Source organism: Arsukibacterium perlucidum DSM 18276, assembly GCF_000382165.1.
Taxonomy (GTDB): Bacteria; Pseudomonadota; Gammaproteobacteria; order Enterobacterales; family Alteromonadaceae; genus Alishewanella; species Alishewanella perlucidum.
Genome location: NZ_KB907701.1, coordinates 19,170 through 44,785, shown reverse-complemented (window position 1 = coordinate 44,785; position 25,616 = coordinate 19,170). Strand labels below are relative to the sequence as shown.

23 protein-coding genes and 1 tRNA gene are annotated in these 25,616 nt (G+C 49.6%); 7 read left to right on the top strand and 17 right to left on the bottom strand.

Annotation, left to right across the window (positions count from 1 at the left end):
* Window positions 1–71: 71 nt before the first annotated feature.
* The 4 genes from bioD to bioB are packed head-to-tail and all read right to left on the bottom strand — an operon-like array spanning window position 72 to window position 3,814.
* Window positions 72–785, bottom strand: a complete 714-nt coding sequence (gene bioD, locus H141_RS0100200) for a dethiobiotin synthase (RefSeq protein WP_019674221.1) — start codon at window positions 783–785, stop codon at window positions 72–74.
* Window positions 775–1,602: a malonyl-ACP O-methyltransferase BioC gene (gene bioC / locus H141_RS0100195; protein ID WP_240473067.1), complete on the bottom strand. Its 828-nt coding sequence runs from the start codon at window positions 1,600–1,602 to the stop codon at window positions 775–777. Before bioC ends, bioD begins: the two co-directional genes overlap by 11 nt.
* Window positions 1,599–2,762 (bottom strand): 8-amino-7-oxononanoate synthase, encoded by a 1,164-nt coding sequence (gene bioF / locus H141_RS0100190; protein ID WP_019674219.1) that lies wholly within the window; start codon window positions 2,760–2,762, stop codon window positions 1,599–1,601. Before bioF ends, bioC begins: the two co-directional genes overlap by 4 nt.
* A 2-nt stretch (window positions 2,763–2,764) precedes the next feature.
* Window positions 2,765–3,814, bottom strand: a complete 1,050-nt coding sequence (gene bioB / locus H141_RS0100185) for a biotin synthase BioB (protein WP_019674218.1) — start codon at window positions 3,812–3,814, stop codon at window positions 2,765–2,767.
* Between the two features lie 114 nt (window positions 3,815–3,928).
* Here bioB and bioA point away from each other — a divergent pair, with 114 nt between their 5' ends.
* Window positions 3,929–5,200, top strand: coding sequence for an adenosylmethionine--8-amino-7-oxononanoate transaminase (bioA, locus tag H141_RS0100180; protein ID WP_019674217.1), 1,272 nt, complete (start codon window positions 3,929–3,931; stop codon window positions 5,198–5,200).
* Here the strand turns inward: bioA and H141_RS0100175 are convergent.
* The gene (locus H141_RS0100175) at window positions 5,190–5,573 is read right to left on the bottom strand and encodes a hypothetical protein (RefSeq protein ID WP_019674216.1); all 384 of its coding nucleotides are present in this window, start codon (window positions 5,571–5,573) and stop codon (window positions 5,190–5,192) included. The two genes, bioA and H141_RS0100175, sit on opposite strands and share 11 nt — an antisense overlap.
* A 103-nt stretch (window positions 5,574–5,676) precedes the next feature.
* Here H141_RS0100175 and asnS point away from each other — a divergent pair, with 103 nt between their 5' ends.
* Entirely contained in the window at window positions 5,677–7,077 is a 1,401-nt protein-coding gene (asnS, locus tag H141_RS0100170; RefSeq protein WP_019674215.1) for an asparagine--tRNA ligase, read from the top strand.
* Window positions 7,078–7,154: 77 nt separating this feature from the next.
* Here asnS and H141_RS0100165 read toward each other — a convergent pair whose 3' ends face one another.
* The 4 genes from H141_RS0100165 to H141_RS0100150 all read right to left on the bottom strand — a co-directional run bounded on the left by H141_RS0100165 (window position 7,155) and on the right by H141_RS0100150 (window position 12,839).
* Window positions 7,155–7,712 carry an NAD(P)H nitroreductase gene (locus tag H141_RS0100165; RefSeq protein ID WP_019674214.1) on the bottom strand — a complete coding sequence of 186 codons (558 nt, stop codon included), beginning with the start codon at window positions 7,710–7,712 and terminating at the stop codon, window positions 7,155–7,157.
* A gap of 171 nt (window positions 7,713–7,883) precedes the next feature.
* Window positions 7,884–9,299, bottom strand: coding sequence for a glycogen synthase (locus tag H141_RS0100160; RefSeq protein WP_420834570.1), 1,416 nt, complete (start codon window positions 9,297–9,299; stop codon window positions 7,884–7,886).
* Between the two features lie 15 nt (window positions 9,300–9,314).
* The gene (glgC, locus tag H141_RS0100155; RefSeq protein ID WP_019674212.1) at window positions 9,315–10,556 is read right to left on the bottom strand and encodes a glucose-1-phosphate adenylyltransferase; all 1,242 of its coding nucleotides are present in this window, start codon (window positions 10,554–10,556) and stop codon (window positions 9,315–9,317) included.
* 264 nt (window positions 10,557–10,820) lie between these two features.
* On the bottom strand, window positions 10,821–12,839 hold the full coding sequence (locus tag H141_RS0100150) for an NADPH-dependent 2,4-dienoyl-CoA reductase (protein ID WP_019674211.1): 2,019 nt from the start codon (window positions 12,837–12,839) through the stop codon (window positions 10,821–10,823).
* Window positions 12,840–13,017: 178 nt separating this feature from the next.
* On the opposite strand from H141_RS0100150, the gene sppA reads away from it, so the two are divergent.
* Window positions 13,018–14,898, top strand: coding sequence for a signal peptide peptidase SppA (gene sppA / locus H141_RS0100145; protein WP_019674210.1), 1,881 nt, complete (start codon window positions 13,018–13,020; stop codon window positions 14,896–14,898).
* A 98-nt stretch (window positions 14,899–14,996) separates the two neighbouring features.
* The gene (gene ansA / locus H141_RS0100140) at window positions 14,997–16,013 is read left to right on the top strand and encodes an asparaginase (protein WP_019674209.1); all 1,017 of its coding nucleotides are present in this window, start codon (window positions 14,997–14,999) and stop codon (window positions 16,011–16,013) included.
* Between the two features lie 37 nt (window positions 16,014–16,050).
* Here ansA and H141_RS0100135 read toward each other — a convergent pair whose 3' ends face one another.
* The 8 genes from H141_RS0100135 to H141_RS0100100 all read right to left on the bottom strand — a co-directional run bounded on the left by H141_RS0100135 (window position 16,051) and on the right by H141_RS0100100 (window position 23,823).
* The gene (locus H141_RS0100135; protein WP_019674208.1) at window positions 16,051–18,789 is read right to left on the bottom strand and encodes a DUF349 domain-containing protein; all 2,739 of its coding nucleotides are present in this window, start codon (window positions 18,787–18,789) and stop codon (window positions 16,051–16,053) included.
* Window positions 18,779–19,060, bottom strand: coding sequence for a YeaC family protein (locus H141_RS0100130; protein ID WP_019674207.1), 282 nt, complete (start codon window positions 19,058–19,060; stop codon window positions 18,779–18,781). Before H141_RS0100130 ends, H141_RS0100135 begins: the two co-directional genes overlap by 11 nt.
* Before the next feature lie 4 nt (window positions 19,061–19,064).
* Complete coding sequence (locus H141_RS0100125) at window positions 19,065–19,388, bottom strand: zinc ribbon domain-containing protein (RefSeq protein WP_019674206.1); 324 nt, start codon at window positions 19,386–19,388, stop codon at window positions 19,065–19,067.
* A 40-nt stretch (window positions 19,389–19,428) separates the two neighbouring features.
* Entirely contained in the window at window positions 19,429–20,556 is a 1,128-nt protein-coding gene (locus tag H141_RS0100120) for a M14 family metallopeptidase (RefSeq protein ID WP_019674205.1), read from the bottom strand.
* A gap of 65 nt (window positions 20,557–20,621) precedes the next feature.
* Entirely contained in the window at window positions 20,622–20,867 is a 246-nt protein-coding gene (locus tag H141_RS0100115) for a DUF2960 domain-containing protein (RefSeq protein WP_019674204.1), read from the bottom strand.
* Window positions 20,868–21,719: an EamA family transporter gene (locus H141_RS0100110; RefSeq protein ID WP_019674203.1), complete on the bottom strand. Its 852-nt coding sequence runs from the start codon at window positions 21,717–21,719 to the stop codon at window positions 20,868–20,870. It abuts the gene before it with no gap.
* On the bottom strand, window positions 21,719–22,831 hold the full coding sequence (locus tag H141_RS0100105) for a 1-acyl-sn-glycerol-3-phosphate acyltransferase (RefSeq protein WP_019674202.1): 1,113 nt from the start codon (window positions 22,829–22,831) through the stop codon (window positions 21,719–21,721). Before H141_RS0100105 ends, H141_RS0100110 begins: the two co-directional genes overlap by 1 nt.
* A gap of 119 nt (window positions 22,832–22,950) precedes the next feature.
* Window positions 22,951–23,823: a DMT family transporter gene (locus H141_RS0100100; protein WP_019674201.1), complete on the bottom strand. Its 873-nt coding sequence runs from the start codon at window positions 23,821–23,823 to the stop codon at window positions 22,951–22,953.
* Window positions 23,824–23,958: 135 nt separating this feature from the next.
* On the opposite strand from H141_RS0100100, the gene H141_RS0100090 reads away from it, so the two are divergent.
* The 3 genes from H141_RS0100090 (at window position 23,959) to H141_RS0100080 (ending at window position 25,611) form a co-directional block, all read left to right on the top strand.
* Window positions 23,959–24,035, top strand: a tRNA-Pro gene (locus H141_RS0100090).
* 242 nt (window positions 24,036–24,277) lie between these two features.
* The gene (locus tag H141_RS0100085) at window positions 24,278–24,970 is read left to right on the top strand and encodes a superoxide dismutase (RefSeq protein ID WP_019674200.1); all 693 of its coding nucleotides are present in this window, start codon (window positions 24,278–24,280) and stop codon (window positions 24,968–24,970) included.
* 83 nt (window positions 24,971–25,053) lie between these two features.
* Window positions 25,054–25,611 (top strand): YaeQ family protein, encoded by a 558-nt coding sequence (locus tag H141_RS0100080; RefSeq protein WP_019674199.1) that lies wholly within the window; start codon window positions 25,054–25,056, stop codon window positions 25,609–25,611.
* The last annotated feature ends 5 nt before the right edge of the window (window positions 25,612–25,616 follow it).

Sequence of the window (25,616 nt, the reverse complement as noted above, 5' to 3'; positions counted from 1 at the left end):
GGTAATAAAACGAAGGTTGGAAAACGCCGGTTGCAACACCCGCTAAGCTCGCCACAGCAACTCGCGTTCGCTCAGACACTCTGTGGCGACTGATCGGGTATTCCAACCTCTGTGGCCAATAGCAGATTTTCAGTGAGCGTAACTGCCAGTTGCTGCTGGTTATCCGGTGCATAAGGCACCACTCCCAGACAAGGCGCGGGGATCCGTTGCTGTAAGTCAGCAATGTTTTGCTCCAGTAGTGCCATCGCCGGGTCGACACAATTAGCTACCCAGCCCACCAGTTTACAGCCACTGCGGGCAATCTCCCGCACGGTTAACATGGCGTGGTTTAAACACCCCAGCTTCATGCCAACAACCAGCAGTACCGGTAACTGCTGCTGCGCTACCCAGTCAGCCAGATAGCGCTTATCGCTGATGGGTAATAACCAACCGCCGGCACCTTCAATTAATAGTTGCTGCAGTGGCAATTGCTGCCAGCTGCTAAGCGCTGCATCAAGTTCTGCTTCGCTTAACGGTCGGTGTTCGTTTACTGCTGCCAGATGCGGCGCAACCGGTGCCTGATAACATATCGGGTTTACCAGCCGATAGGGTAACGCGATACCTGAATGACGCTGCAGCAGTAACGCGTCACCGTTCTGGTTATGCTCGTCAGCCCCTGCCGCTATGGGCTTTACCCCTGCTCCAGCCACGCCAAGTTTTGTTAAGCCTTGTAACAATAAACAACTGACAAAGGTTTTACCTGCGTCGGTATCAGTGGCGGTAATAAACAACGATTTAACGGCCATACTTCTCTCCACGAATGAACAACACCTTATAAGTAGCGGTTATGCCTTCACTGGTACGATGCTTTTCATAAGCCGCAGCCAGTTTTTGCCAGTAGCCTTTACCGGTTAAACCGGTCTGACCGCGTCCGGCTATCTGGTTTGCGCCAAGGGCTTTTAGCTCACGGGCTAAACTCTGCACATCAGGGTAATACAAAGGATAGCTGCGCAATTCAAACTGCCAGCTAATACCCGGCAGTTGGCTGGCGGCAGCAATAAGCGCTGTTTCAGGTAAAAACGAGTGAATATGCGGATGCTGGTCCAGGGTAGCGAAGGCATCTTGCAGCTCATGTAAGGTGCCCTGCACCAGCGTGCTGACAATCAACTGGCCGTGTGGCGCGAGCACTCTGGTCATCTCTGACAATACCGCAGCAGGCCTGGGACACCATTGCAACATTAAGCTGGAAAAAACGTTATCAAACTGCTCAGCGGCCAAGGGCAGTGCCGCCGCATCAGCCTGAACATAAGCCATGGCCCGTTGCTGACTGCTGGCTTTGGCCAGCATACCTTCGCTCAAATCAACCGCTGTAAAAGCAGAACAATACTTGCTGAATTCAGGGTGGATCCAACCCGGGCCACAGCCTAAATCGAGCAATTGGCCTTGCTTAATCTCAGGCAACAGGGCAAGCGCATCCCGGGCAACCTGCTGTTGCAACCGGGCGGCAGCTAAATAGCTGTCACAGGCTTTACCGAAACTGGCTGCGACCTGTTTCACAAAGTGGGTTTCATGCGGCGCCTGCTGCTCTGCCACCACCGGCGCAATTTGCTCTGAGCTCATCATACTAACTGCCTTAACTGCTGCACCAGTAACCTGATGTCCTGCGCAGTATGCTGAGCGCTAAGGGTTATTCTTAAGCGGGCACTGCCAGAGGGCACGGTTGGCGGCCGGATAGCGCTTAGCCAGACGCCGGCCTGCTTTAATTGTTGACTGGCGGCAAGTGCCCGCTCGTTGCTGCCCAGCACCACCCCCTGAATCGCCGTGTCAGAAACTAATAGCGGCAGCTCAGCCGCTAACTTGCGAAATAAGCTGATATTTTGCTCAAGTTGCTCGCGCCGCCAGTTTTGGCTGCGGCACAGTTCGATACTTTTTAACACCGCTGCACAGAGGGCCGGTGATAAGCCCGTGCTGTAAATATAATGGCGGCCAAATTGTTCCAGATAATCTGTTACGGTTTTACTACCGGCAACAAAAGCACCGCCAACCCCGAGGGCTTTGCCAAAATTGGCCATCAGGCAAAACAGCTCGCTATTCGCCATGCCTTGTGCTGCCGCACTGCCACGGCCTTCAGGCCCAAGCACCCCCAAGCCATGAGCATCATCCAGCAATAACGGTGCCTTATGTTGCTGACATAATGCCAGTAATGCCGGTAAATTAGGGCTGTCGCCATCCATGCTAAATACGCCCTCTGTCACCACCATCGGTTGTAAAGCTCCCGCTGTTTGTTGCTCAAGCAGACTGCTAAGCGAGCTTAAATCATTGTGAGCAAAGCGTTTTAAGCCAGCCTTGCTACAAAGCGCGGCATCAATCAACGACGCATGGCTGAGTTTATCCAGCAGTAGCAGATCCTGTTTATCGGCCAGGGTTAACAGCATTGCCTGGTTTGCGGCAAAACCAGATGAGAACAACAGAGCCCGCTCTACTCCAAGCCAGTCACACAGCGTATCGCAAAGTTGCTGATGAACTCTATGCTGGCCGGTTACCAGCGGCGAGCCACTGCTTCCTGCGCCATATTGCGCTGCACCGTCAGCAAAGGCTTGCAGCACTTGCGGCGCGGTAGCAAGCCCTAAGTAATCATTACCGGAGAAATTCAGATACTGCTGGCCGTTAATAGTGATTAAGCGGCCGTTATAGTTATCTAAGATGACGGGTTGGCGCAATAACTGCTTTGCCGCACGCTCAGCAAGAGCATGTTGCAACTGCGCCAGTTTGGCTTGCGACATGGTTACTGCGCCGCGTGATAAAGCGGTGGGTTAGCTTGTTCATTAATCGCATCAGCCAACGCCAGCTCATGGGCTTCGTCTGATACATCGGCTCGCTGCTCTGGCTTAATCCCCAGCTTGGCGAACAGCTGCATATCGGCGTTAGCTTCCGGATTATCGGTCGTCAGCAATTTATCGCCATAAAAAATCGAGTTGGCGCCGGCAAAAAAACATAACGCCTGCATTTGCTCGTTCATCCGCGAGCGACCCGCAGATAGCCGGACATGACTTTCTGGCAGCATGATCCGGGCGACGGCAATAGTGCGGATAAACTCAAAACCGTCTAAATCATCAACATTTTCCAGCGGCGTGCCCTGCACCTTTACCAGCATGTTAATAGGTACGCTTTGCGGATGCTCTGGCAGGTTGGCCAGTTGCATTAACAGCGCCGAACGATCGTTAGCACTTTCACCCATACCAACAATACCCCCGCAGCATACTTTCATACCGGCATCGCGCACGTGGCTTAAGGTATCTAAGCGGTCCTGATAAGTGCGGGTCGTGATAATTTCACCATAAAATTCCGGTGAGGTATCAAGATTATGGTTGTAGTAATCCAGGCCGGCCTGCCCCAGAATCTGAGCCTGGCTGCTATCAAGCATGCCAAGCGTCATACAGGTTTCCAGCCCCAACTCTTTGACACCTTTTACCATTTCAACAATATAGGGCATATCGCGTTGCTTAGGATTACTCCAGGCGGCACCCATACAAAAGCGACTAGCCCCCTGAGCTTTAGCAGCGGCAGCCTGAGTCAGTACCTTTTCAACTTCCAGCAAACGCTCGCGCTCAAGGCCGGTATTATAATGGCCGCTTTGCGGGCAATATTTACAATCTTCGGCACAGGCGCCGGTTTTAATCGATAACAAGGTGCTGATTTGCACCTCATTAGGAGTGAAAAACTGGCGATGGACAGTTTGCGCCTGAAACAATAAATCATTAAAAGGCAGGGCATAAAGCGCGTTAACTTCAGCGAGGGTCCAGTTATGTCGAACCTGATTGGTAGCTGCGTGCATTGGGCGTATCCATTGTTGTTATGCGGTTTTTCGGCTAGTCTAACCGGCAGTTACAGCTTGTCAACGCTGACCACGCCACAAACTTTACTACTGGTTATTTTATGAGCATTAATTATGGCCATTAACTTAGAATTTGATCGCGACCACATCTGGCATCCATACACCTCCATGCTGAACCCTTTGCCGGTTTATCCGGTAAGCCGGGCTGAGGGCTGTGAATTAATTCTGGAAAATGGCCAGCGGTTAATTGACGGCACCTCATCCTGGTGGGCTGCCGCTCATGGCTACAACCATCCGGTGTTAAATGCGGCAGTAACAGACCAGCTGCAACAAATGGCCCATGTGATGTTTGGCGGTATTACCCATCAGCCAGCGGTTAGTTTATGTCAGCAGTTAGTTGAGATAACCCCTGCGGCATTAACTAAAGTGTTTCTGGCTGACAGTGGCTCGGTCGCGGTTGAAGTGGCCATTAAAATGGCCCTGCAATATTGGCTTGCCAGCGCTACTCCGGCAAAAACTAAACTGATTAGCCTGCGTAAGGGCTACCATGGTGATACCTTTGCCGCGATGGCGGTATGTGATCCGGTGGATGGCATGCACGACATGTTTAGCGGCATTTTAAACCAGCACTATTTTTTGCCGCCGCCACAAAGTACCTTTGATGCGGCGTTTAATCCGGCAGATATGCAGCCTCTGGCTGAACTGCTGGCAGAGCAACATAACCAGATTGCTGCATTTATTCTGGAGCCAATTGTCCAGGGTTATGGCGGCATGCGCTTTTATCATCCGGAGTATCTGCGTCAGGCCCGGGCCTTGTGCGATCAATTCAATGTATTGCTGATCGCCGATGAAATTGCCACAGGCTTTGGCCGCACCGGTAAACTTTTTGCCTGCGAACATGCCGGCATTACACCCGATATTATGTGTCTGGGTAAGGCTTTGAGTGGCGGCTACATTACCCTGGCCGCAACTCTGTGCACCGATGAAGTGGCCAGGGGCATCAGCCAGAGCGCGGCCGGTGGTTTAATGCATGGCCCGACTTTTATGGCCAACCCACTGGCCTGTGCGGTGGCTAATGCCAGTGTTCAGCTTATCCTTGAGAATAACTGGCCGGCCCAGGTAACGGCAATAGAGCAGCAACTGCTGCGGGAACTAGCGCCCTGTAAGAGCTTGCCAGCCGTTAAGGATGTGCGGGTGTTGGGCGCTATCGGCGTGCTGGAAATGCGGCAAAAAGTAAATGTTGCTAAGTTACAGCAGCAGTTTGTAGATCTGGGAGTATGGATAAGGCCATTTAACAACCTGATTTATATTATGCCGCCTTTTATTATCAACCTGGCTCAGTTGAGCAAGCTCACCGCAGCCATGGTGAAAGTGGCTAACGCATAATGTAAAACAACATACCACTGGCACTTAGTAGTAATAAAATAATATTAAAATGCATATGATCACCACGTCGCTTTAAGCGCATTCTGTTTAACAGCAAACTGGCGACACTAATCAACACACAGCCCCACAGTAAATATATTAACCAAAAGGTTAAACGGGGTCGCCAGTAGTCGCGAACATCCAGCCCGAGGTAGCGGACTAAACCCGAGTCCATTTCCGGCCGGGCATAATGGCTGACGACCAACGCGGCAAAAAAAAGCAGCCAGGCAGCCACCGCCAGATACTTAAATGCTCTGCATAATAAATCAGGCCCTTCCCTGCGCTCAAAATCAGGCCCGCCCTTATCCGGCCCGGCCTTATTATATGCTGTCATTTTTGGCTTCCTTCCAACTTTTACTTGTGTTCAGCTTCTGGCTAAGTATGATTACAGCTTTCATAAATATAGCCTAGTTATAACACCATCTGGAGTTTGTTGCATGACGCACGCCGTAGTTAAAGATGTGTTGGCCGGTAAGTACGACACCGGTTCACAGATCACCGTTAAAGGCTGGATCCGCACCCGTCGCGATTCCAAAGCCGGTATTTCTTTTTTAGCTGTGCACGATGGCAGCTGTTTTGATGCGGTGCAGGCCGTTGTGCCGTCTAATCTGGCTAATTATGAAAATGAAATTAAGCGCTTAACCACCGCCTGTTCAGTTATTGTCAGCGGCACAGTGGCCCGCTCTGAAGGACAAGGCCAGGCATTCGAAATTCAGGCAGAAAATGTCACCGTAGTTGGCTGGGTAGAAAACCCGGATACCTATCCGATGGCTCCTAAGCGCCATAGCATGGAATATCTGCGGGAACACGCCCATTTGCGCCCGCGCACCAATGTGGTTGGCGCCGTAACCCGGGTCAGGCATTGTTTAGCTCAGGCTGTCCACCGGTTTTTCCATGAGCAGGGCTACTACTGGATCAGTACCCCTATTATTACTGGTTCAGATACGGAAGGTGCCGGTGAAATGTTCCGGGTCAGCACCCTTGATCTGGAAAATCTGCCTCGCACCGATAAGGGTAAGGTGGATTATAGCCAGGACTTTTTCGGCAAAGAAACTTACCTGACGGTATCTGGCCAGCTAAACGGCGAAACCTACGCTTGCGCCATGTCAAAAATTTACACTTTTGGCCCAACCTTCCGGGCTGAAAACTCTAACACCAGCCGTCACCTGGCTGAGTTCTGGATGATTGAACCGGAAGTGGCTTTTGCAGAGTTAAAAGACATCGCCCAGCTGGCCGAAGATATGCTGAAGTATGTTTGCAAAGCGGTGCTGAGCGAGCGTGCTGACGATATGGCGTTTTTTGCCGAGCGCATCGACCCGACTGCAATCACCCGCTTACAAAAGCTGGTTGACTCGTCCTTCGTGCGGATGGATTACACCGACGCCATTGAGATTTTAAAAACCTGCGGCAAGAGCTTTCAGTATCCGGTGGAATGGGGTGTAGACTTACAGTCTGAGCACGAGCGTTACCTGGCAGAAGAGCATGTGGGCGCGCCCATTATTATGCAAAACTACCCGAAAGACATTAAAGCCTTTTACATGCGCTTGAATGATGACGGTAAAACCGTTGCTGCCATGGATGTACTTGCCCCCGGCATTGGCGAGATAATCGGCGGCAGTCAGCGGGAAGAGCGACTGGAGCACTTTGATAAGCGGCTGGATGAAATGGGCCTGAACAAAGAAGATTACAGCTGGTATCGCGATCTGCGCCGCTACGGTACTGTACCTCATGCCGGCTTTGGCCTGGGCTTTGAGCGCTTAGTGTCTTATGTTACCGGTGTCGGCAATGTACGCGATGTTATTGCCTTCCCCCGCACCCCGGGCAATGCCGAGTTCTAAATAACTGCTTAGCGTAAAATAACAAACCCGCCATTGGCGGGTTTGTTATTACGAGGGCATGTTGAAGGTGAAAAAGTTTAAAAATACGAGAAAAACGCTTCCGGATCCGGATCACTGCGTACCGGCGCATTAGACGCTGCAGTACCTAAATATAAAAAGCCTACAATTTCATCATCTTCGCCGACATCCAAAGATTGTTTTACAAAATCCTGCTGGGCATAGCTGCCGGTGCGCCAGATACCACCAAAACCCTGAGCAAATGCCGCTTGTTGCATCGCCATTACCGCACAGGCAGCTGATTGCACCTGTTCATGGGCCGGCACTTTAGCATGTTCCGTTACCCTGGCAATACAAACAATCACCATCGGCGCGCGCAGCGGTAATTGTCTGGCACGCTCATGCATTTCCGGAGAAATACCGGGCGCATCTTCAATAGCCGCTTCGGCAAACACATCTCCCAACCGGTTAAGGGCCTCTTTACCGGTAACAATAACAAAACGCCAGGGGCGTAAACCGCCATGGTCCGGCACTTTCAACGCCGCTTTTTTGATAAGCGCTAGCGCCTCGCCCTCGGGCGCCGGCTCAGTTAAACGCGGCGTGGAGTATCGTGTCGTTAATAGTGTCAACGCATCCATAACTTAACCTCAGTAAACAACTCAGTGAACTTTTAACCAAACGTCTCAGTAAACTTTTCAATAAACATTCTTGCCAGCAGGCTAGCAAAGATTATCCATAATGCCCATGATAAAAGGCTAGCAGCACGGCTGTTTGCTCAGCCGCTCGCCATATCGCTTAAAATAGCGCCATCAATTGGCTTGAACTGCTTGCCTGGCCTGCTGATAAAGCGCAAGGTACTGCTTAGCGGCTTCGGCCCAGCCAAAGCTCTGCGCCATAGCATTCTGCTGCACTTTCAGATACATCTTCTGGTCCTGATACAACGCCAGGGCCTGACGTAACGCCTGCTGCAAAGCATCAACCGTTGGCTCGGTAAAACCAATGCCGGTTGCTTTTTTATCAGGCCAGGGCACCACCGTGTCTTTTAAGCCACCAGTTAACCGCACCAGCGGTAAAGTGCCATAGCGCAGGCTGTACAACTGATTCAGGCCACAGGGTTCAAATAAACTCGGCATCAGAAAAAAGTCACCAGCCGCTTCCACCTGATGGGCTAATTGCTCATTAAAGCCTTCGATAAACCGAAATTTATCAGCAAAGGTTACTGTTAGCTGATGTAATTGCTGACAGTAACGCGCCTCGCCACTGCCGACAATGACAACTTGCAGCGGATAATTCGCCAGCATGTGTTTAAGCGCCGGGATCAGTATATCGTAGCCCTTCTGGCCGGTAACCCGGCTGACCGCTACCAGCAAAGGCTCGTTGGTTTCAGCTAACTGATAATCCCGTTGCAATTGTTGTTTACACTGTGCTTTGCCGGTTAAATCGGCCGCCTGATAGTTTGCCGGCAAGGCTTTATCCGTTGCCGGGTCCCATTGCTGGTAATCACAGCCATTTAAGATACCGCTGAAATCGTACTGGCGCTGCTGATACCAGGCCGAGAGCCCGTTGGCGGCCGGCTCCGTTAATAACTCATCCCGGTAGCCCTGACTGACGGTATTGATCTTCGTTGCATATTGCAGTGCTATCTGTAAAAAATTAACGCTATTGCCATTAAGCGGCAGGTCAAGCTGGGCTGCCCAGTGCGGCTCAGACTGCTGCTGGTAGGCACCATTATGAATAGTAAAAACAAAAGGTGTTGCCGCCAGCTTCGGATGCTGCCGGTAACTATTTGCCAGATAGTACGCCGCCGGCGCAGTCTGCCAGTCATGGCCATGTAAAATGTCGAATGCAGGCTGCTCGGTACACCACTCTAATACCGCCTTACAGAAAAACGCAAAGCGCAGCGGGTTGTCCGGATAGCCATGCTCGCCATCGTCATACGGCCGGCTTCTGGCAAAAAAGTCATGATGCTCCAGCACGTAAACCGACACACCGGCTATGTCAGTATGTCGTACCGCACAGCCAAGGGTACGGCCACCCAGCTCAACAAATACTGAGTCTGCAGCCGTTGTCTCAACCTGATACAAAGCGCCGTATCTGGGCAGGATAACACTAACCTGATGGCCGCTGGCCAGTAAGCTACTGGCCAAGCCGCGACAAGCATCAGCCAGACCGCCTGTTTTTATTAACCCTTCATATTCACTACAAATAAACAGAATACGCAACACAAGTTCCTTAACAGTTTAATCGGCGTCATCAAAACCAATTTTCGCCCCTTTCGGGATCACTACCACCCCACCTGGCGAAATATGAAAGCGGGCTTTATCCTGCACCGGATCCTCGCCAATAATAGTACCGGGGGCAATTTTAACGTCTTTATCAATAATAGCGCGGCGAATACGGCAACCGCGGCCAATATCATTATTACCCATCAGCACGCACTTCTCGATGTAACTGTGGCTATGGACATGCACGTTGTAACCCAGAATAGACTGATAAACGATTGCACCACTGACAATGCAACCCGACGCCACCATCGAGCTGATAGCCTGGCCGGTACGGTTGGTTTCGTCATGCACAAATTTGGCCGGTGGCATTGGCGGCGTGTAACTGCGCAGCGGCCAATAGCGGTTGTAGACATCAAATGGCGGATTAATCGATATTAAGTCCATATTGGCTTCATAGTAGGAATCTATGGTACCAACATCACGCCAGTAGCCGGCACTGCTTTCAGACTCGCCGCGAATGCGGTTGCTGGAAAAGTCATAGACATAGACTTCACCCTGCGGATATAAGCCCGGAATAATGTTATGACCAAAGTCGTGTTTAGAATCGGCCTGTTTGGCATCCTCTTCCAGCACGTCAACCAGGCATTTGGCTTCAAAAATGTAGTTACCCATCGACGCCAGTACAAAATCCGGCCGGCCCGGGATGGTTTTGGGGTTCTGTTTGGGCTTTTCTTCAAAACCAATCATTTTGCCGTGTTCATCAACCTCTATCACCCCAAATTCATGGGCCTGACTTACCGGCACCGGTATCGCCGCCACGGTAAGCTTGGCTTTGTTATGGCGATGAAAGTCGAGCATCTGCCGCACATCCATTTTATAAATATGGTCGCCACCGAATACGCAAACATGCTCCGGGTCCAGCCCTTCTATTAAATGCAAGTTCTGATAAATGGCATCGGCAGTACCTAAATACCAGTGCTTACCCGTTTGCATTTGCGCCGGTATCGGGTCAATAAAGCGGTTGGTTAAACCACTTACCCGCCAGGCGCGGCCTAAATGCTTCATTAACGAGTGTGATTTAAACTGAGTGATCACAAAAATCTGCAGCAAGTCAGAATTTACAAAGTTGTTTAAAACAAAATCGACAATCCGATAGTTGCCGCCAAATGGCACAGCTGGTTTAGCGCGAATGCCGGTAAGCGGCGCCAAACGGGTCCCCTCGCCCCCGGCCAGCACCATGGTTAACACACCTGACATAAAGACTCCCTGTATTGACTTTGTAATTATAGAAATTGTACTGCAAAGCTAATACCACGATAGCAGCATTAACAAATAAAGCACCAGAAAAGTGACTTGCCAATAGCAAAATCAGACTTAAGTCGGTGATCTTTCGCCAAAGCATGGTCATGAATAGATTTTAACGGCGGGAAACGTAAATTAGGTTACAACAGGATGACAAAATAAAACCGCACCATGATGGTGCGGTTTGCTTGACATAAAGGCGCAGCAGACTGAATGCAGCTAAATTTGTGCCGCCAGCTCTGCGCCCTGGCGGATAGCGCGTTTGGCATCTAACTCGGCAGCGACATCGGCGCCGCCAATCAGATGGTGACGAATGCCGAGTTCGGTCAGGCCTTGCTGTAGCGCGCGCTGCGGCACCTGGCCAGCGCAGATAATAACGTTGTCGACATCCAGACAACGCTCTTCGCCGCCTATTTCAAGCCACAAGCCGCTGTCGTCTACTTTCAGATAATTAACGCCAGCCATCGACTCGACGCCTTTTTTCTTCAAAGAAGCACGGTGAGTCCAGCCGGTGGTTTTACCTAAACCCGCGCCTACTTTACTGTCTTTGCGCTGCATTAAGTAAATTTTACGGGCAGCTGGCTCTGGCATGCTGTCGGGTAGCAACGCACCACGGCTTTGATAGCTTTTATCTACGCCCCACTCTTTTAACCAGGCATCGGGCTGCAGAGTTAATGAGTTATCTTCGGTCAGGTATTCCGCCACATCAAAACCAATGCCGCCGGCACCAATAATAGCGACGTTTTTACCAACCGATTTATGATCGCGTAACACATCCAGGTAACTCATAACCTTCGGGTGGTCCTGCCCCGGCAACTGAATATCACGTGGCAAAATGCCACTGGCCAGAATCACTTCATCAAAGCCGGCTTCGGCCAGGCTTGCTGCGGTTTGCTCCGAGTTTAAATGCAGCTTAATTGCATGCAGCTCGATCATTTTGCCAAAGTAACGCAGGGTTTCATGAAACTCTTCTTTGCCCGGTATTTGTTTGGCGTAATTAAACTGACCGCCAATTTGATGCGACTTATCAAACAAGTGCACCTGATGGCCGCGCTGTGCTGCATACACGCTAAAGGCTAAACCAGCTGGGCCGGCACCGACCACTGCCAGTTTTTTCGGCTGCGCAGCCGGGGTAAAGTTAAGCTCGGTTTCATAACAGGCTCTGGGGTTAACCAGACAACTGGCCCGCTTATTCTGAAATACATGGTCCAGACAGGCTTGATTACAGGCAATACAGGTATTAATTAAATCGGCATTATCAGCCGCAGCTTTATTAACAAAATCGGCGTCAGCTAAAAACGGCCGCGCCATACACACCATATCGGCCTGACCATTGGCCAGAATATCTTCGGCCACCTGCGGGTCGTTAATCCGGTTAGTGGCGATAACCGGAATACTCAGCTCTTTTTTTACCCGCTCGGTGATCCAGCTAAAGGCAGCGCGCGGCACCCGGGTGGTAATGGTCGGCACCCTTGCCTCATGCCAGCCAATGCCGGTGTTAATTAGGGTTGCACCCGCCCCGGCTATGGCCTTGCCCAACTCGACTACTTCTTCAAAACTGTTGCCGTCTTCCACTAGATCGAGCATTGATAAACGGTAAATAATAATAAAGTCACTGCCGCATTGCTCGCGCACGGCTTTTACAGTCTCGATGGCAAAGCGGCTACGGTTGGCAAAACTGCCGCCCCACTCGTCCTGACGGCGGTTAGTGCGCTGACAGATAAACTGGTTAATTAAATAGCCTTCAGATCCCATGACCTCAACCCCATCGTAACCGGCTTTTTTGGCCAGTTTGGCGGCATAGGCAAAGTCTTTGATGGTGCTGTTAACTTGTCGTTTCGACATCTCAGCAGGTTTAAACGGGGTGATGGGAGATTTGATCTTACTTGGCGCGACGTTAAAAGGATGATAGCCATAACGGCCGGCATGCAGTAACTGCAAGCAAATTTTTGCATCGTGCTGATGCACTGCTTCTGTGATCTGAATGTGTTTCTTAACTTGCCACCAGTGGCTGAGCTGGCTGCCAAAAGGCACCAGATTGCCACGAAAGTTCGGGCTGATGCCGCCGGTAATAATCAAGCCAACCCCGCCTTTTGCGCGTTCAGCATAAAATGCCGCCAGCTTGGCGAAGCCATTTTTTTCCTCTTCCAGGCCGGTATGCATCGAGCCCATAATAACGCGGTTTTTCAGCGTCGTAAAACCTAATTCCAGTGGTTGTAATAATCGTTGGTATGCCACCGCAGCCTCTCTGGTCGTACCTGTCAAATAGGAAGAATGTAGCCGCTTTGGCTGCCGATAGCAAGTGCTAAACATTTACTTACAAATTCCATTTAGTCTTTGCAGCTAAATTGGTTAGCATAGCGGTAATAAATCTATCATTTCGCTTCCATTACAGGAACTCATACAGGAATTTATTATGTCTGAACCGAGAAAAGGTCCAATCCGTCGCTTCTTTGGCGCAATCTGGCGGGTCTATAAAGGCTTCCGCTCTACCGTACTGAACCTGCTGTTTATCTTTATTGTCGCTATCGTGTTAATTGCTGTTTTTAGTGGAGAAGATGAAGTTAAAATTGCTGACACCGCTGCTTTAGTATTGAACCTGAACGGCGATCTGGTGGAGGAAAAACGCTGGGTAGACCCGGTATCTGCAGCCGTTAATGAAAGCCTGGGCGCTGGTGAAGAATCACCTGAAATGCTGGTGTCTGATGTGGTTAAAGTGATTGAAACTGCCACAACCGACAACAGAATTCAGGCCATGGTATTAGATGTATCTGGTTTACGCTCTGCCTCACTGGATAAAATGCAACGGGTTGGCGCCGCTATCGAAGATTTTAAAGCCGCCGGTAAAAAGGTATTCAGCCATGGCGCTTATTTTGGCCAAACCCAGTACTACCTGGCCAGCTACGCTGATGAAATAAGCTTAAGCCCGATGGGCGCAGTTATCCTGGAAGGTTATGGCAGTTATCCGATGTACTATAAAGAAGCATTAGAGAAACTGAAAATTAATACCCATGTATTCCGGGTTGGTACCTATAAATCTGCGGTAGAGCCTTTCCTGCGTAATGATATGTCTGCAGCGGCTAAAGAAGCCAATATTGCCTGGTTATCTGATTTGTGGAACACCTACAAACAGGATGTCAGCAGCCGTCGCGGCTTTGATATCGGCAATTTTGATGAAACCTATGAGGCCTTGCTGCAGAAACTGCAGGTAGCAGATGGCGACACTGCCCAATACGCCATTAACAACAAGTTCGCTGATAACATTGCTACCCGTGAGCAATTCCGCCAGAAACTGATTGGCATTGTCGGTGAAAATGACAAGCATGTTTATAACCACGTCGGCTTTGATGACTACGCCAAGTACGCCATTGCTAACAGCAACTTTGTTAATCCGTTAACCTCGAAAGTCGCAATAGTCGTAGCGCGGGGCATGATAGTCGATGGTAGTGCCAAGTCTGGCACCATTGGCGGTGATTCAACTGCTGCGCTGTTACGCCGGGCACGCTTTGATGACAAAGTAAAAGCGGTGGTGCTGCGGATTGACAGTGGTGGTGGCAGTGCTTTTGCCTCAGAAGTGATTGGTCAGGAAATAACCCTGCTACGCGAAGCGGGCAAGCCGGTTATCGCCTCTATGGGTGCAGTGGCAGCCTCAGGTGGTTACTGGATAGCGGCACCAGCCAACGAGATCTGGGCGTCCCCCACCACCATTACCGGTTCAATTGGCATTTTCGGCCTGTTGCACACTGCTGAAAATTCATTGGCCACACTGGGTTTAAATGTAGATGGGGTTGGTACCACTGAATTGGCCGGTTTATCTGCTGGTTTGCCGCTGTATCAGGGCCTGACCAGCGGAGCAAAAGATATTATGCAGTTACTGATTGAGCGTGGTTACACCGAGTTCTTAACTATGGTTGGTAGTAACCGCAATATGTCAGTGTCGGAAGTGGATGCCGTGGCCCAGGGCCGGGTATGGACCGGTAGCACAGCGCTGGAGCTGGGCCTGGTTGATAAACTGGGTACCTTTGACGATGCCATCGCAGCGGCAGCTGAAAAAGCTGGCCTGGATAACTATGATGTGCAGGTTATTACTCAGGAATTAAGCCCTACCGAACAAATGTTAAAAGAGCTGTTTGGCAGTGCTCAAGCTAATGGCTGGTTACCACAGGTCCAAGCCAGCCCAGAGCAGCAAATGCTGCAGCGGGTTAGCAAGCAACTACGGCAGGACTTTGTAATTCTGAACCAGTTTAACGACCCTAATGGTATCTATTCATACTGTGTAACCTGCACCGTTAACTGACAGTTACCTTAATATCTACTACAATGCCCGCCATCCCGCGGGCATTTTTATATGGTAATCATGGCTTTTTAGTCATGTCAGAATAAGAACAAACGAATATGAACAGAAAACGCATTTATGTTGCTTATACCGGTGGTACCATCGGTATGCAACAATCTACTCAGGGCTTTGTACCTGTGCCTGGCTTTTTAAGCGCCACTGTTAAGCAAATGCCGGAGTTTTTTCACCCGGATATGCCCTTGTTTGATATTCATGAATATCATCCGGTTATCGACTCATCAGATATGACGCCGGCTCACTGGCAACATATCGCAACCGATATCCAGCAGCATTATCAGCAGTACGATGGCTTTGTGGTGCTGCATGGTACTGATACCATGGCATACACCGCATCAGCGTTATCCTTTATGCTGGAAAATCTGCAAAAACCGGTGATTATTACCGGCTCACAAATCCCGCTGGCCCAACTGCGCTCTGATGGCCAGGTAAATTTGTTAAATGCGTTATACCTGGCAGCTAACTACCCTATTGCTGAAGTGGCGTTATTTTTTAATAATCAGCTGTTTAGGGGCAACCGCGCCACCAAGGCCGATGCCGATGGCTTTAACGCCTTTGCTTCACCCAATTTTTTACCGCTACTGGAAGCAGGGATTAATATCGATTTGATTGAAGGCAAAGTAAGCCCTGTGCCGGCAAAAGTAGCAGACTTACAGGTAGCTGATATTACGCCACAACCTATCAGTGTTGTTACTTTGTATCCCGGGATCAGCACCGATGTTATCAGCAATATGCTGAATGCCCCGGTCCGGGCACTGATTATTAAATCATTCGGAGTAGGAAATGCCCCCCAACGGCCGGAATTACTGAAAGTCCTACAGGCGGCGACAGCACGCGGGCAAATTCTGGTTAACTGTACCCAGTGTTTTAAAGGCAAGGTAAATATGGATGGCTATGCCACCGGCAATGCGCTGAAAAACGTTGGCGTGATCAGTGGTTTTGATATGACGCTCGAAGCCACTCTGACTAAGCTGCATTATTTATTGAGCCAGCAATTTGATGCCAGCCAGATCCGCCAGAAAATGCAGCAGAATTTGCGCGGCGAGCTCAGTAACTAAATCTAAAAAAATAAGGGCGCCGAAGCGCCCTATACCATTAGCCGGTTATGAAGATGGCTTTAAGCCTTTCTACTAAACCCCGCTCTGCCGGGGTAACCGGGCCAAAAGCCAGCCAATGCTTTAGCAGGCTGTGCTTATCGGTTACTTCACCTGCATTATGCTTTAACGTCAACAAGGTGAGCTGTACCTGCTGCCGTTCGCTGCGCTCCTGTTCCGGACCATTTATTTCACATACAATCTCAAGTGCCTGGGTTAAGCCTTTGCGATCTAAACCAAGCGCACCAGCCAGCTCAGCTTGCGGTTTAAACTGCGCCGGCCAGCTGTCACAGCTGCTATCTGGTTCAGCTAACTGTGCAAATAACACTTTGGTATCGTGCTGCGCCGCCTGACTGGCCTGTTGCTTTATTAAAGCTGCCAGTTGTTGCTGCAAGTTATCACGCTGCTTACGGGCACTGGCTATTACCCCGACATCCAGTTGCTGCAGCTGCTCATTTACTGCGGCGAATTCACTACTGGCACTTTCAGCCGTTAGTGATTGCAGCTGTTGAGCTATCCCGTTAAGGGCGTTGCTAAGGGCTTGTTCCTGAGCCAGTTGCTGTTGTTGCTGCTCAGCAAAATCAGCCTGCCGCTGGCTGAAAAAACCATCACAAAGCTGGCGGAATTGCTGCCACAGCTGCTGATCAAGCTTCTTCCCGGCATAACCCAGTAGTTTCCAGCGCTGTTGCAACTCTTTCAGAATTTTACTGCTTTGATTGCTGTCGCTAAGCGCCAATGCTGCCTTAGCCTCGTTAATCAAGCCTTGCTTTTGCTCAGCAACCTGCTGCTGCAACTCAGCCGCCCTGGCTTTTAACGGCTCCAGTGAGGCTTGATAGCGTGCTTGCAAAGTCAGATAATCCTGACGTTTAACCGGCCCGGCTTGCTGCCAGGCCTGAGTGAGCGATTTTAACCCGCTATCCAGCGCTGATGCATCCGGCTGCGCTGCTGCCAGCTGCTCTAACTGCGCAATAATATCTTCGCGCACTGTTAAATTTGCCGCTTTTATTGTGTCCTGTTCAGCAAAGTAGGTCCGGCACGGCGCATAAGCTTGCTCACAGGCAACGTCAAAGGCAGCATTTAACTCTGCGTCCTGCTCAGCAGCCGCTTTACCAAAACTACCCCATTGCAGCCGCGCCTGTTTAACCTGTTCAGCCCGGGCCGGAATATCAGCCGGTTGCTCTGCAGCAAGTTGCTGCAGTTGTGCCAATAATTCCCGCTTGCGCGGGGTAGCGATATATTCCTGCCAGTCGGCCAGCTCAGCAATACGGTTACTGGCAAACTCATAGTCAGCTGCCAGCTTTTGCTGCTCGGCCTCGCTCAGCAAAGCGTAATCTGTGCTGATCCCTTTAAACAAACCAAACAACACTTTAAAGCGGCCCTGTTGGTCCAACCGTTTAAATTCAGTAATTTTGCTGCGGCACTGGCGAACCGCACTCTCTGTCTGGCTGGTCATTGCCGCAATTGCTTGCTGCCATTGTTGTTGTAACTGCTGCCTGGCAGTGGCAACCGATTCCGGCACCGCCAGCGGCAACTCTGCGGTAATAGCTCGCCAGCTATTTTTGTAATGGCTGAGTTGCGCTTTGGCTGTGTCGAGCTGAGCGGGATCTGCCGGTAACGCTTCGGCAGCCCAGTCACTGACCAATCTTGAGGCCTGGCTAAGCTTTTCGGCAGTTTCTGGCAAGCTAATTAGCTGGTTTGCCAGCGTTTGTTGCTGTTTTATCAGGTTATTTCGTTGCGTCTCATTGATAATTGTATTTTGGTCTATCTGTGCAGAAAGCGCTGTTAACTGCTCTGAAATAGTTTCCGCAGTGCTGATATCAACATTAGCTAACACGTCGGTTAATTGGCCAGCCAGTTCCGTAATCACATCAGATAACTGCTGATACTGTGCAGCAGCAGCTGCCCGTTGCTGTGCTTCGGCTTGCGCTTTTGCAAGTTGCGCTAATTGCGGGGCTAACCAGCTTTCCAGCTTGCTAACCAATTGCTGATATTTGTCGCAAATACTGGCTGCCTCAGCGGCAGGCAGGCAATCGAGTTCAGTATGCAATTGCTGCCACTGACTCTCTAGCTCAGCCACCTGGGCCGGGATCTCTGCAGGCGAAAAGCGATCACGCAGTGCATTCAGCCTGGCTAGCAGCAAGGTTATGTCTTTACGAAGCTTTAGCGGTTTCTGCTTTTGTTCTGCCTGCTCAGTAATTTTATGCTGTAGCTGCTGGGCCAGTTCGCCAGTTAATGATTTACTGAGTTTTTCCAGTTGTTTCTGATCGTCCAGCTGCGCCAGCAATTTTTGTTTCTGAGTAATGGTTAATACCTGGCCGGTTAGCGCTTTAATATTTAGCTCTGGTTTATTCAGGCGCGCTAACAGACTAAACAATATTTCGGCGTCAGTTTCCCGCTCAGCCAGCTGCTCCAGCAATGCCATCCGGTTGCACTCGGCGACAAACTGTTGTTTTTGCGAGGCAGGGATTTGCTGTTGTAGCAGCATTGTCAGTAATTGCTGCTCCGCATGCTGGCGTAACCTGTCACTATTATCCTGTTTACTGGCCTGCCACCATAACGAAAAGTCATTCAAATGTTCCAGCGCACTGCGCCGCACCGTTTCACTGCTGTCATTAAACGCCAGTTCGTGCAAAATTTCTTTATGCTCGCGCTGACCGGCAGACAGGCTGGCAATAGCTTGCTGGCGGGTGGCGCTATCAGGATGTTGCCACTTCGGTTTAAACCAGTTTTTAAATATCATCGTGTCCGAACCTTGCTATTGCATCGTTATTATCAAATTGTTTTTTAAGTTCAGCTTTCGATTTCTGGATCAGCTGACCATCAGCACCGACAGTAAATAATTCTTCTGATTTCAGCACCGTAGCCTGATAGGCCATCACCAGCTGTAAGGTTTGGGCTTTTTGCTGCTCGTTAAGTGCAGTGCCGTCAGCCCAGCGGCCGGTGGCAACGGCATCTGCTAGTTTTTGGTAGGTTTCTGGCGCCATAGCGCTGACAAAAGCTTTGAAATCCATAAGGTTATTTTCGCTTCAGCATGATAATACGAGCCCGGGTTACTACATACCAGCAAAACCCCAGGCCAATTGCCGCATTTGACAGATATTGGTTATAGCTGTGATTTGCCGGCTGCCACCAGTACAAAATACCAAAGCCGCCCAAAAACAATACCATTGCCAGCATGGATTGGTTCATCAGCGACTGCATTTTGCGGTTTTTCTTGTCCCGTTCAATCGCTGCCAGTTTTTCCGGGGTGTTACTAGTGAGATCACCACCACATTTACTGCAGGCAGCGGCCTTATCTGAAATTCGTTGCCCGCAAAACGGGCAGGAAATAATTGCCATAATGCTTACCTTTACTTCTTTTATCTACCAACTGAATGCCTTAACGCAGTTTATCAACCACCTGCAGGATCGCGCTCAGGCTATCCTGGCCCAGTTTCATTGAGCGAATATCAGACCAGCCGAACGCGGCGTCAGGTAAATCGGCATTATCTTTAAATGGCATTTCCAGGGTGTAGGCCAGACACTTGAACTGCTCAGCCACCCAGTTAGTAGCAACCGTTAAATTCGCTTGTCCGGGCTCGTCTTTGTCGTAGCCATATTTAATCTGAAATTCCGGCGTTATCATTAGCATTGCCGCTTTAAAATCCTGTTCCAGCTGACGCATATGGTCATTATAAGAAGGCACGCCTTCTGAACCGGCAACAAAGTTATATGGCAGATTTTCATCACCATGAATATCTAAAAACATGTCAAGGCCGGTTTCCAGCATTTTCTGCCGCACCAGGTAAACTTCCGGGCTACGATCCAGCGTTGGATTCTGCCATTCGCGGTTCAGGTTAGCGCCTGCGGCGTTAGTCCGTAAATTACCACGCACACTGCCGTCCGGATTCATATTTGGCACGATATAAAATACTGCTTTGGCCAGCAAACTACGGGCTACACCATCATCTTCGTCCAGTAACCTGTCCAGTAAGCCTTCAATATACCATTCAGCCATGGTTTCACCCGGGTGCTGACGGGCAGTTATCCAGATTTTCTTTTTACTGTCATCCGGTTCACCTATTACCAACAGGCTCATATCGCGGCCGTCGAGGGTTTCACCTAAATCAACCAGCTGGCAGTTATAGTCATTCTGCGCCTGATGCAGTAAATCCTGATGCCGCTCGTAGCTGTAAGGAGCAAAATAAGCAAAATAAACAGACTCGGCTTCCGGGTAATGATTAATCGTCAGGGCCTTACCGTCATACTCTGTTTCTACCCGGAACCAGGTTTGCCGATCATAGGAAGCCACAGCCTGATAGTCCTGCCAGCCATCCGGGTACGCTGATCCGGCCGCATTGGTAATAGTAATTTTGTGTAGCTGTGGATGCGGGCTGTTTAGCCGGAAATGAAACCACTGATAAAAATCGGACTGGTTGTCTTTGCGAATAGCCAGTTGAATATCAGCCGGGTCGTCGGCTTTGATAATTTCGATATTACCACTGTCAAAATTACTGGTGATTTTCATAATTCGGTTCCTGTTTTTATAAATGGGCAAAGCCTAACATAGTCACTTGGGGCTGAACATGGATCTTAGGGCTCGTCGCGGATAAAAGTAATGTTACTAAAGCCCATTTTGGTAAAGGCTTGCTGCCGGAAATTCTTAATCGCCGCTTTGTCTTTGGCGGTTTTTGCCACCTGCTGCTCCATTGCCAGAAAACTGCGAAGGTCAATACCTTCTGCCGCGGCCACCGCCTCGTATAAATCAACGAACCGATCATAGCTAAAAGCAATAATTTTTGTGGTACCTTTGAAAGTATATTGTACTTGTCTTGCCACTTAACCTCCCTGCCCGGCCGGCCGGCGGCACAACCAGATTGAAAAACCGATCATAACGCAGCCAATACTTAAGCGCACTAAATCCGTATCGCGTTGCCAGATAACCACATTTACCAAAAGCCCGGCCGGGATCAAGGCATTGTTCATTACCGCCAGCATACCACTCGACACCTGGGTGGCGCCTTTATTCCAGCCATAGTAACCCATGCCTGATGCAACCAACCCGAGCCACAGTAAAACTGTCCAGTGTACAGCAGTGGCCGGATATTGATCACTGCCAAGCAGAAACCAGGCAGGCACAGCCACTAAGGCGGCACCAACATAAAACCAGCCAAATAGCTGGTATTGCTTAATATGCGGATGGCCTGCCAGTAACTTTTTATATCCGACCTGACCCACTGCAAAGCAAACATTAGCGCCCTGCACTACAACAAAACCAGTCCAGTAATGCTCACTTAACGACTGGTAACGCATTATAGCTGCGGCCAGCACCGCAATCAGCGCAGCCAGCAAAAACAATGGGTTAAAACGTTTGGCCAGCACATCATGCAGCAGCGTAATATACATCGGCGTAAAAATGGTAAATACCAATACTTCAGCCACACTAAGCAGCAAAAAAGACTGATAATAAAACAAATACATCAGGCCGAGCTGCAGTGCACCAAGGCCGATCACCGGCCATACCAGGCTGCTGGCAAAACGGTAACGAAGCAGCAGAGGACTGAATAACAGCAATGCCAGTAATATCCGGCTCAACACTGCAAAATAAGGGTCAACCTGGCCCGCCAGATAGACACCAATCAGACTGAACGAAAACGCCCACAATACTGTAACACTAACTAAATAAACCATTATTGCCGGGTTTTAAGTATGGGGCTGGCGTACAAAGCTGTCATCATTTCCTGCGCGCCCTGTGGCACACTTTGCAGTCGTTGCTGCCATTGTTCTGTGGCTTGTTCAGTCACAGCAGGTTCGGTACTGCCGGCAGCTAAAGCGTTAATCGGGTAACAGCGATAGTGTTGCCAAATTTGCTGATCGATAAAATCTGCTGCAGCGTCAGGATCATCAGGCAATGCTTGCAGCGGGCTGGCAAAAGCAACATGCACCCGGCCTTTATAGCCAACAATACCTTTGATAATGGCGTCAATATCTTCAAATTCGGATTTCTGATAGCTACCCTGGGTTTTCTTCTGCCATAACTCATTAATTTTGTCACTGTCGCAAGGGTCATACTCATAAGATATACATACCGGCACAATATTCAGGCTTTGCAGGTACTCGTTAAAACTCAGACCTTGTTTTTTACCTTGCATGTAAAACATTTTTAAGATGGTCGGGTCGGTTTGATCATTACCGTCTTTGGCCCGCCCTTCACGCTGCGCTATCCACACTGAGTGATTATCGTCCAGTGAGTGTTTAATATAGGAGGAGAGCTGCGACAGGTTTTTCAGCATTTCGCGCGGGCCTTTGGCACCGCGTTTAACAATAAAGCTTTTGTTTAACTTCATCAATTCACTGGCGCAGGCTTTACGCAGCAAATTATCGCCGATAGCAATCCTTACTGTGGCAAAGCCCTGCTGATGCAAACACCAATTTACCAGGGCGGGGTCCATCGCAATATCACGGTGATTCGATAAAAATAAATAAGATTGCTTCGGGTCTAACTGTTCCAGCCCGGAATAAGTTACTTTGTCGGTGGTGCTGGCAATCATCCGGTCCATAAAACCGGCAACCTGCAACTGCACAGCCTTCACCGACTTTAGTCTGGCCCAACGTCGTTTTAGCCACAGTTGCACTAATGGCGAGAGCAACCAGCCAAAAGGCCCGGATAAACGCGGAAAACGGTAATGCAAAATGGCCTGAATAAACTCGCGATCAGCAATTAAACGCGCGATGGCCGGCGCAACTTCGTCATCATGATATGGCCGGATGTCGGCGAAAGGATCCTGCTCCAATTGCTCCACTTCTACTCAGTTTGGTTGGTTAAAACAGCGGCCTATTTTACTGAGTTAGTAAAATTTCACCAGCAAAGAACGCATTTAATTCTGTCAAATTAATGATAGTCGTTGCCAAAAAAGCATGTTCAGGCCCACATAACACAAATGGCGGCCAATACAATCAGTGCTAAACCCAGGTGATCATTTCGTACTAACTTCTCTTTTAAAATAAATGACGAAATAAGTAACATAAATAAGACTTCTACCTGACCAAGGGTTTTAACCAGCGCCACCGACTCCAGACTCATCGCGGTAAACCAACCAACGGAGCCAACACAACTACAAACGCTAACCAAGACAGTTAACTTTGGCCTTTGCCACAATGCCAACAATGTTGGCTGGTCTTTCAAAGCTAACCAAAGCAGTAGTAGCGTGGTTTGCAATAAAACCACCAGCAGTAATACCCAGGCCGCGCCGTGTGGAAACGGCAAGCCCAGCACCAGGCTGGCCTGGCGCACCCATAAAGAGGTTAGCGCAAAGGCTAGCCCACTACCAAGGCCAAGTAGCATGACCGGCCAGGATAACTGACGAAGACTGGCGCCACTTAATAAAAACACCGCTCCGCCACCAAGGGCTACGCCCAGCCAACCTAACGGTGTTAACGCTTCACTGAAAAACAACACGCCCAATACTGCCGCCAGTACCGCTTCACTTTTCGCCAGCCCGGCACCGATAGCGTAGTTTCTGAGCATAAACAGCTTCACCATCAACGCAGTGGCCAAAATTTGCGCCAGCGCCGCCCCAACCACAAAGCCCGTAAAACTGCCACTCAGCTGCGGTAATGGTGCAGGTTGCCACTGATACAGCCCCCATAAATAGGCAGCGGCCAAAGGCGATGCCCAGATAAAACGCGCCAGGGTAACCCCGGCTACTTTTACCTCTTTACTTAATTGTTTTTGAAACGCATTGCGCCAGGCCTGCATAAAGGCAGCCAGCAAGGTAAAAGGGATCCACAGCACAATAAGCACCTAAAGACGTAAAGACGGCTATGCTAGCAAGGAAGTGGCAGTATTAATAGCAGCTGGCGAAAATTGCTGCAGTTAACCATTCCAGCATTGCATTCTGGCGGGGAATCATTATGATACGCGCTACGTCGGTACGTAGCGCAGCTTGGTAGCGCACTTCGCTGGGGGTGAAGGGGTCGGAGGTTCGAATCCTCTCGTACCGACCATTAATTTTCACAAAAAAGCCGTTAAGTTTTGCTTAACGGCTTTTTTGTATGCTTAAAAAAATACTGATCTGTTTTAATAGCTTTTACTTAGTCATCTTCGTGTTTTGTTAATTTTGACTGATAATAGCTAACGGTCGTCCATAACGTTATAGTTGCGTTAGTTATATCTATAAAATTTACCTATATTTATCTAGCGCTTACAATTGGTGTCGACTTTTTCTGATATTTTACAGGAGTGTTTCATGATTCTAAAAACCGCTAAATCGTTACTGCTTGCCACTTTGGTTACCCTCGGTTGTGTTGCCACAGTCAACGCTGATACGTTTACTCTTGCGCCACTACCCTACCCAGCGGATGCGCTGGCGCCGGTTATTGATAAAGCAACCATGCAAATACATCATGGTAAGCATCATCAGGCTTATGTGAACAATTTAAACGGCCAGCTTGCAACCTTCCCCGATTTAGCTCAGCTGCCGCTGGAAGCAATTATGTCGCGGATGTCCCGTTATAATGATGCGGTTCGCAATAATGCCGGTGGCCATTACAACCATCAGTTGTTCTGGCAAATCATGGCCCCTGCCGGCCAGGGTGGCGAGCCTTCAGTTGAACTGCTAGCTGCGATAAAGCGTGATTTCGGCTCTTTAGTCGCGTTACAGAACGCTTTTAATCAGGCGGCAGCAACCCGTTTTGGCTCTGGCTGGGCCTGGCTTATTCTGGATGAGAATAACAAGCTGGTGGTAACCTCAACCGCCAATCAGGACAACCCGCTAATGGATCTGGTTGAGGTACAAGGCACGCCAATTTTGGCATTAGATGTCTGGGAACATGCATATTATCTGCAATATCAGAACAAGCGTGGTGACTACGCCACTGCCTGGTGGACGCTGGTAAACTGGCATAAGGTGAACGAACTATATCGTTCTGCAACTCATTAAGCCTGCCACCGAATAAACTGTTTTTAATGCGATAGCCGCAGTGCTGCGTTACACTGCGGCTTTTTTATAGCTGGAACCCCACCATGGCACTTAAAGCGACAGTTTTTAAAGTTCAGCTGCAAATTGCAGATATGGATCGTAATTACTACCAGGATCACAGTTTAACGTTAGCCCAGCATCCGTCAGAGAACGATGAGCGGATGATGGTACGATTACTGGCTTTTATTATTAATGCCTCCGATAGCTTGACGTTTACCAAAGGTTTAAGTGCAGAAGAAGATCAGGCAGAGCTTTGGGATTGCGATTTAACCGGCAATATCAATCTGTGGGTCGAATTTGGCCAGAGTGATGAGAAATGGCTGCGCAAGGCCTGTGGCCGTGCACGGCAGGTGCAGTTGTTCTGTTATGGTGGGCGCAGTGTGCCGGTGTGGTGGAAAAACATTGAACCAGCGTTGCAGCGTTATCAAAACCTGCAGGTAACTGAAGTACCGGAAACCGCAGTAAAAGAAATGGCCGCACTGGTTAATCGTAATATGCAGCTGCAGTGCAACATTAGTGAAGGCCAGATCTGGTTATCTGATGTTAACCAGAGCGTGTTGATTGAACCGGTTGTGCTGAAACAGGCGCAGCAACCGGTATAATCATA

Coding starts and splice junctions, on each gene's coding strand:
- bioD (WP_019674221.1), bottom strand. CDS start 785: ATGGCCGTTAAATCGTTGTTTATTACCGCCACTGATACCGACGCAGGT.
- bioC (WP_240473067.1), bottom strand. CDS start 1,602: ATGATGAGCTCAGAGCAAATTGCGCCGGTGGTGGCAGAGCAGCAGGCG.
- bioF (WP_019674219.1), bottom strand. CDS start 2,762: ATGTCGCAAGCCAAACTGGCGCAGTTGCAACATGCTCTTGCTGAGCGT.
- bioB (WP_019674218.1), bottom strand. CDS start 3,814: ATGCACGCAGCTACCAATCAGGTTCGACATAACTGGACCCTCGCTGAA.
- bioA (WP_019674217.1), top strand. CDS start 3,929: ATGGCCATTAACTTAGAATTTGATCGCGACCACATCTGGCATCCATAC.
- H141_RS0100175 (WP_019674216.1), bottom strand. CDS start 5,573: ATGACAGCATATAATAAGGCCGGGCCGGATAAGGGCGGGCCTGATTTT.
- asnS (WP_019674215.1), top strand. CDS start 5,677: ATGACGCACGCCGTAGTTAAAGATGTGTTGGCCGGTAAGTACGACACC.
- H141_RS0100165 (WP_019674214.1), bottom strand. CDS start 7,712: ATGGATGCGTTGACACTATTAACGACACGATACTCCACGCCGCGTTTA.
- glgC (WP_019674212.1), bottom strand. CDS start 10,556: ATGTCAGGTGTGTTAACCATGGTGCTGGCCGGGGGCGAGGGGACCCGT.
- sppA (WP_019674210.1), top strand. CDS start 13,018: ATGTCTGAACCGAGAAAAGGTCCAATCCGTCGCTTCTTTGGCGCAATC.
- ansA (WP_019674209.1), top strand. CDS start 14,997: ATGAACAGAAAACGCATTTATGTTGCTTATACCGGTGGTACCATCGGT.
- H141_RS0100135 (WP_019674208.1), bottom strand. CDS start 18,789: ATGATATTTAAAAACTGGTTTAAACCGAAGTGGCAACATCCTGATAGC.
- H141_RS0100130 (WP_019674207.1), bottom strand. CDS start 19,060: ATGGATTTCAAAGCTTTTGTCAGCGCTATGGCGCCAGAAACCTACCAA.
- H141_RS0100125 (WP_019674206.1), bottom strand. CDS start 19,388: ATGGCAATTATTTCCTGCCCGTTTTGCGGGCAACGAATTTCAGATAAG.
- H141_RS0100120 (WP_019674205.1), bottom strand. CDS start 20,556: ATGAAAATCACCAGTAATTTTGACAGTGGTAATATCGAAATTATCAAA.
- H141_RS0100110 (WP_019674203.1), bottom strand. CDS start 21,719: ATGGTTTATTTAGTTAGTGTTACAGTATTGTGGGCGTTTTCGTTCAGT.
- H141_RS0100085 (WP_019674200.1), top strand. CDS start 24,278: ATGATTCTAAAAACCGCTAAATCGTTACTGCTTGCCACTTTGGTTACC.
- H141_RS0100080 (WP_019674199.1), top strand. CDS start 25,054: ATGGCACTTAAAGCGACAGTTTTTAAAGTTCAGCTGCAAATTGCAGAT.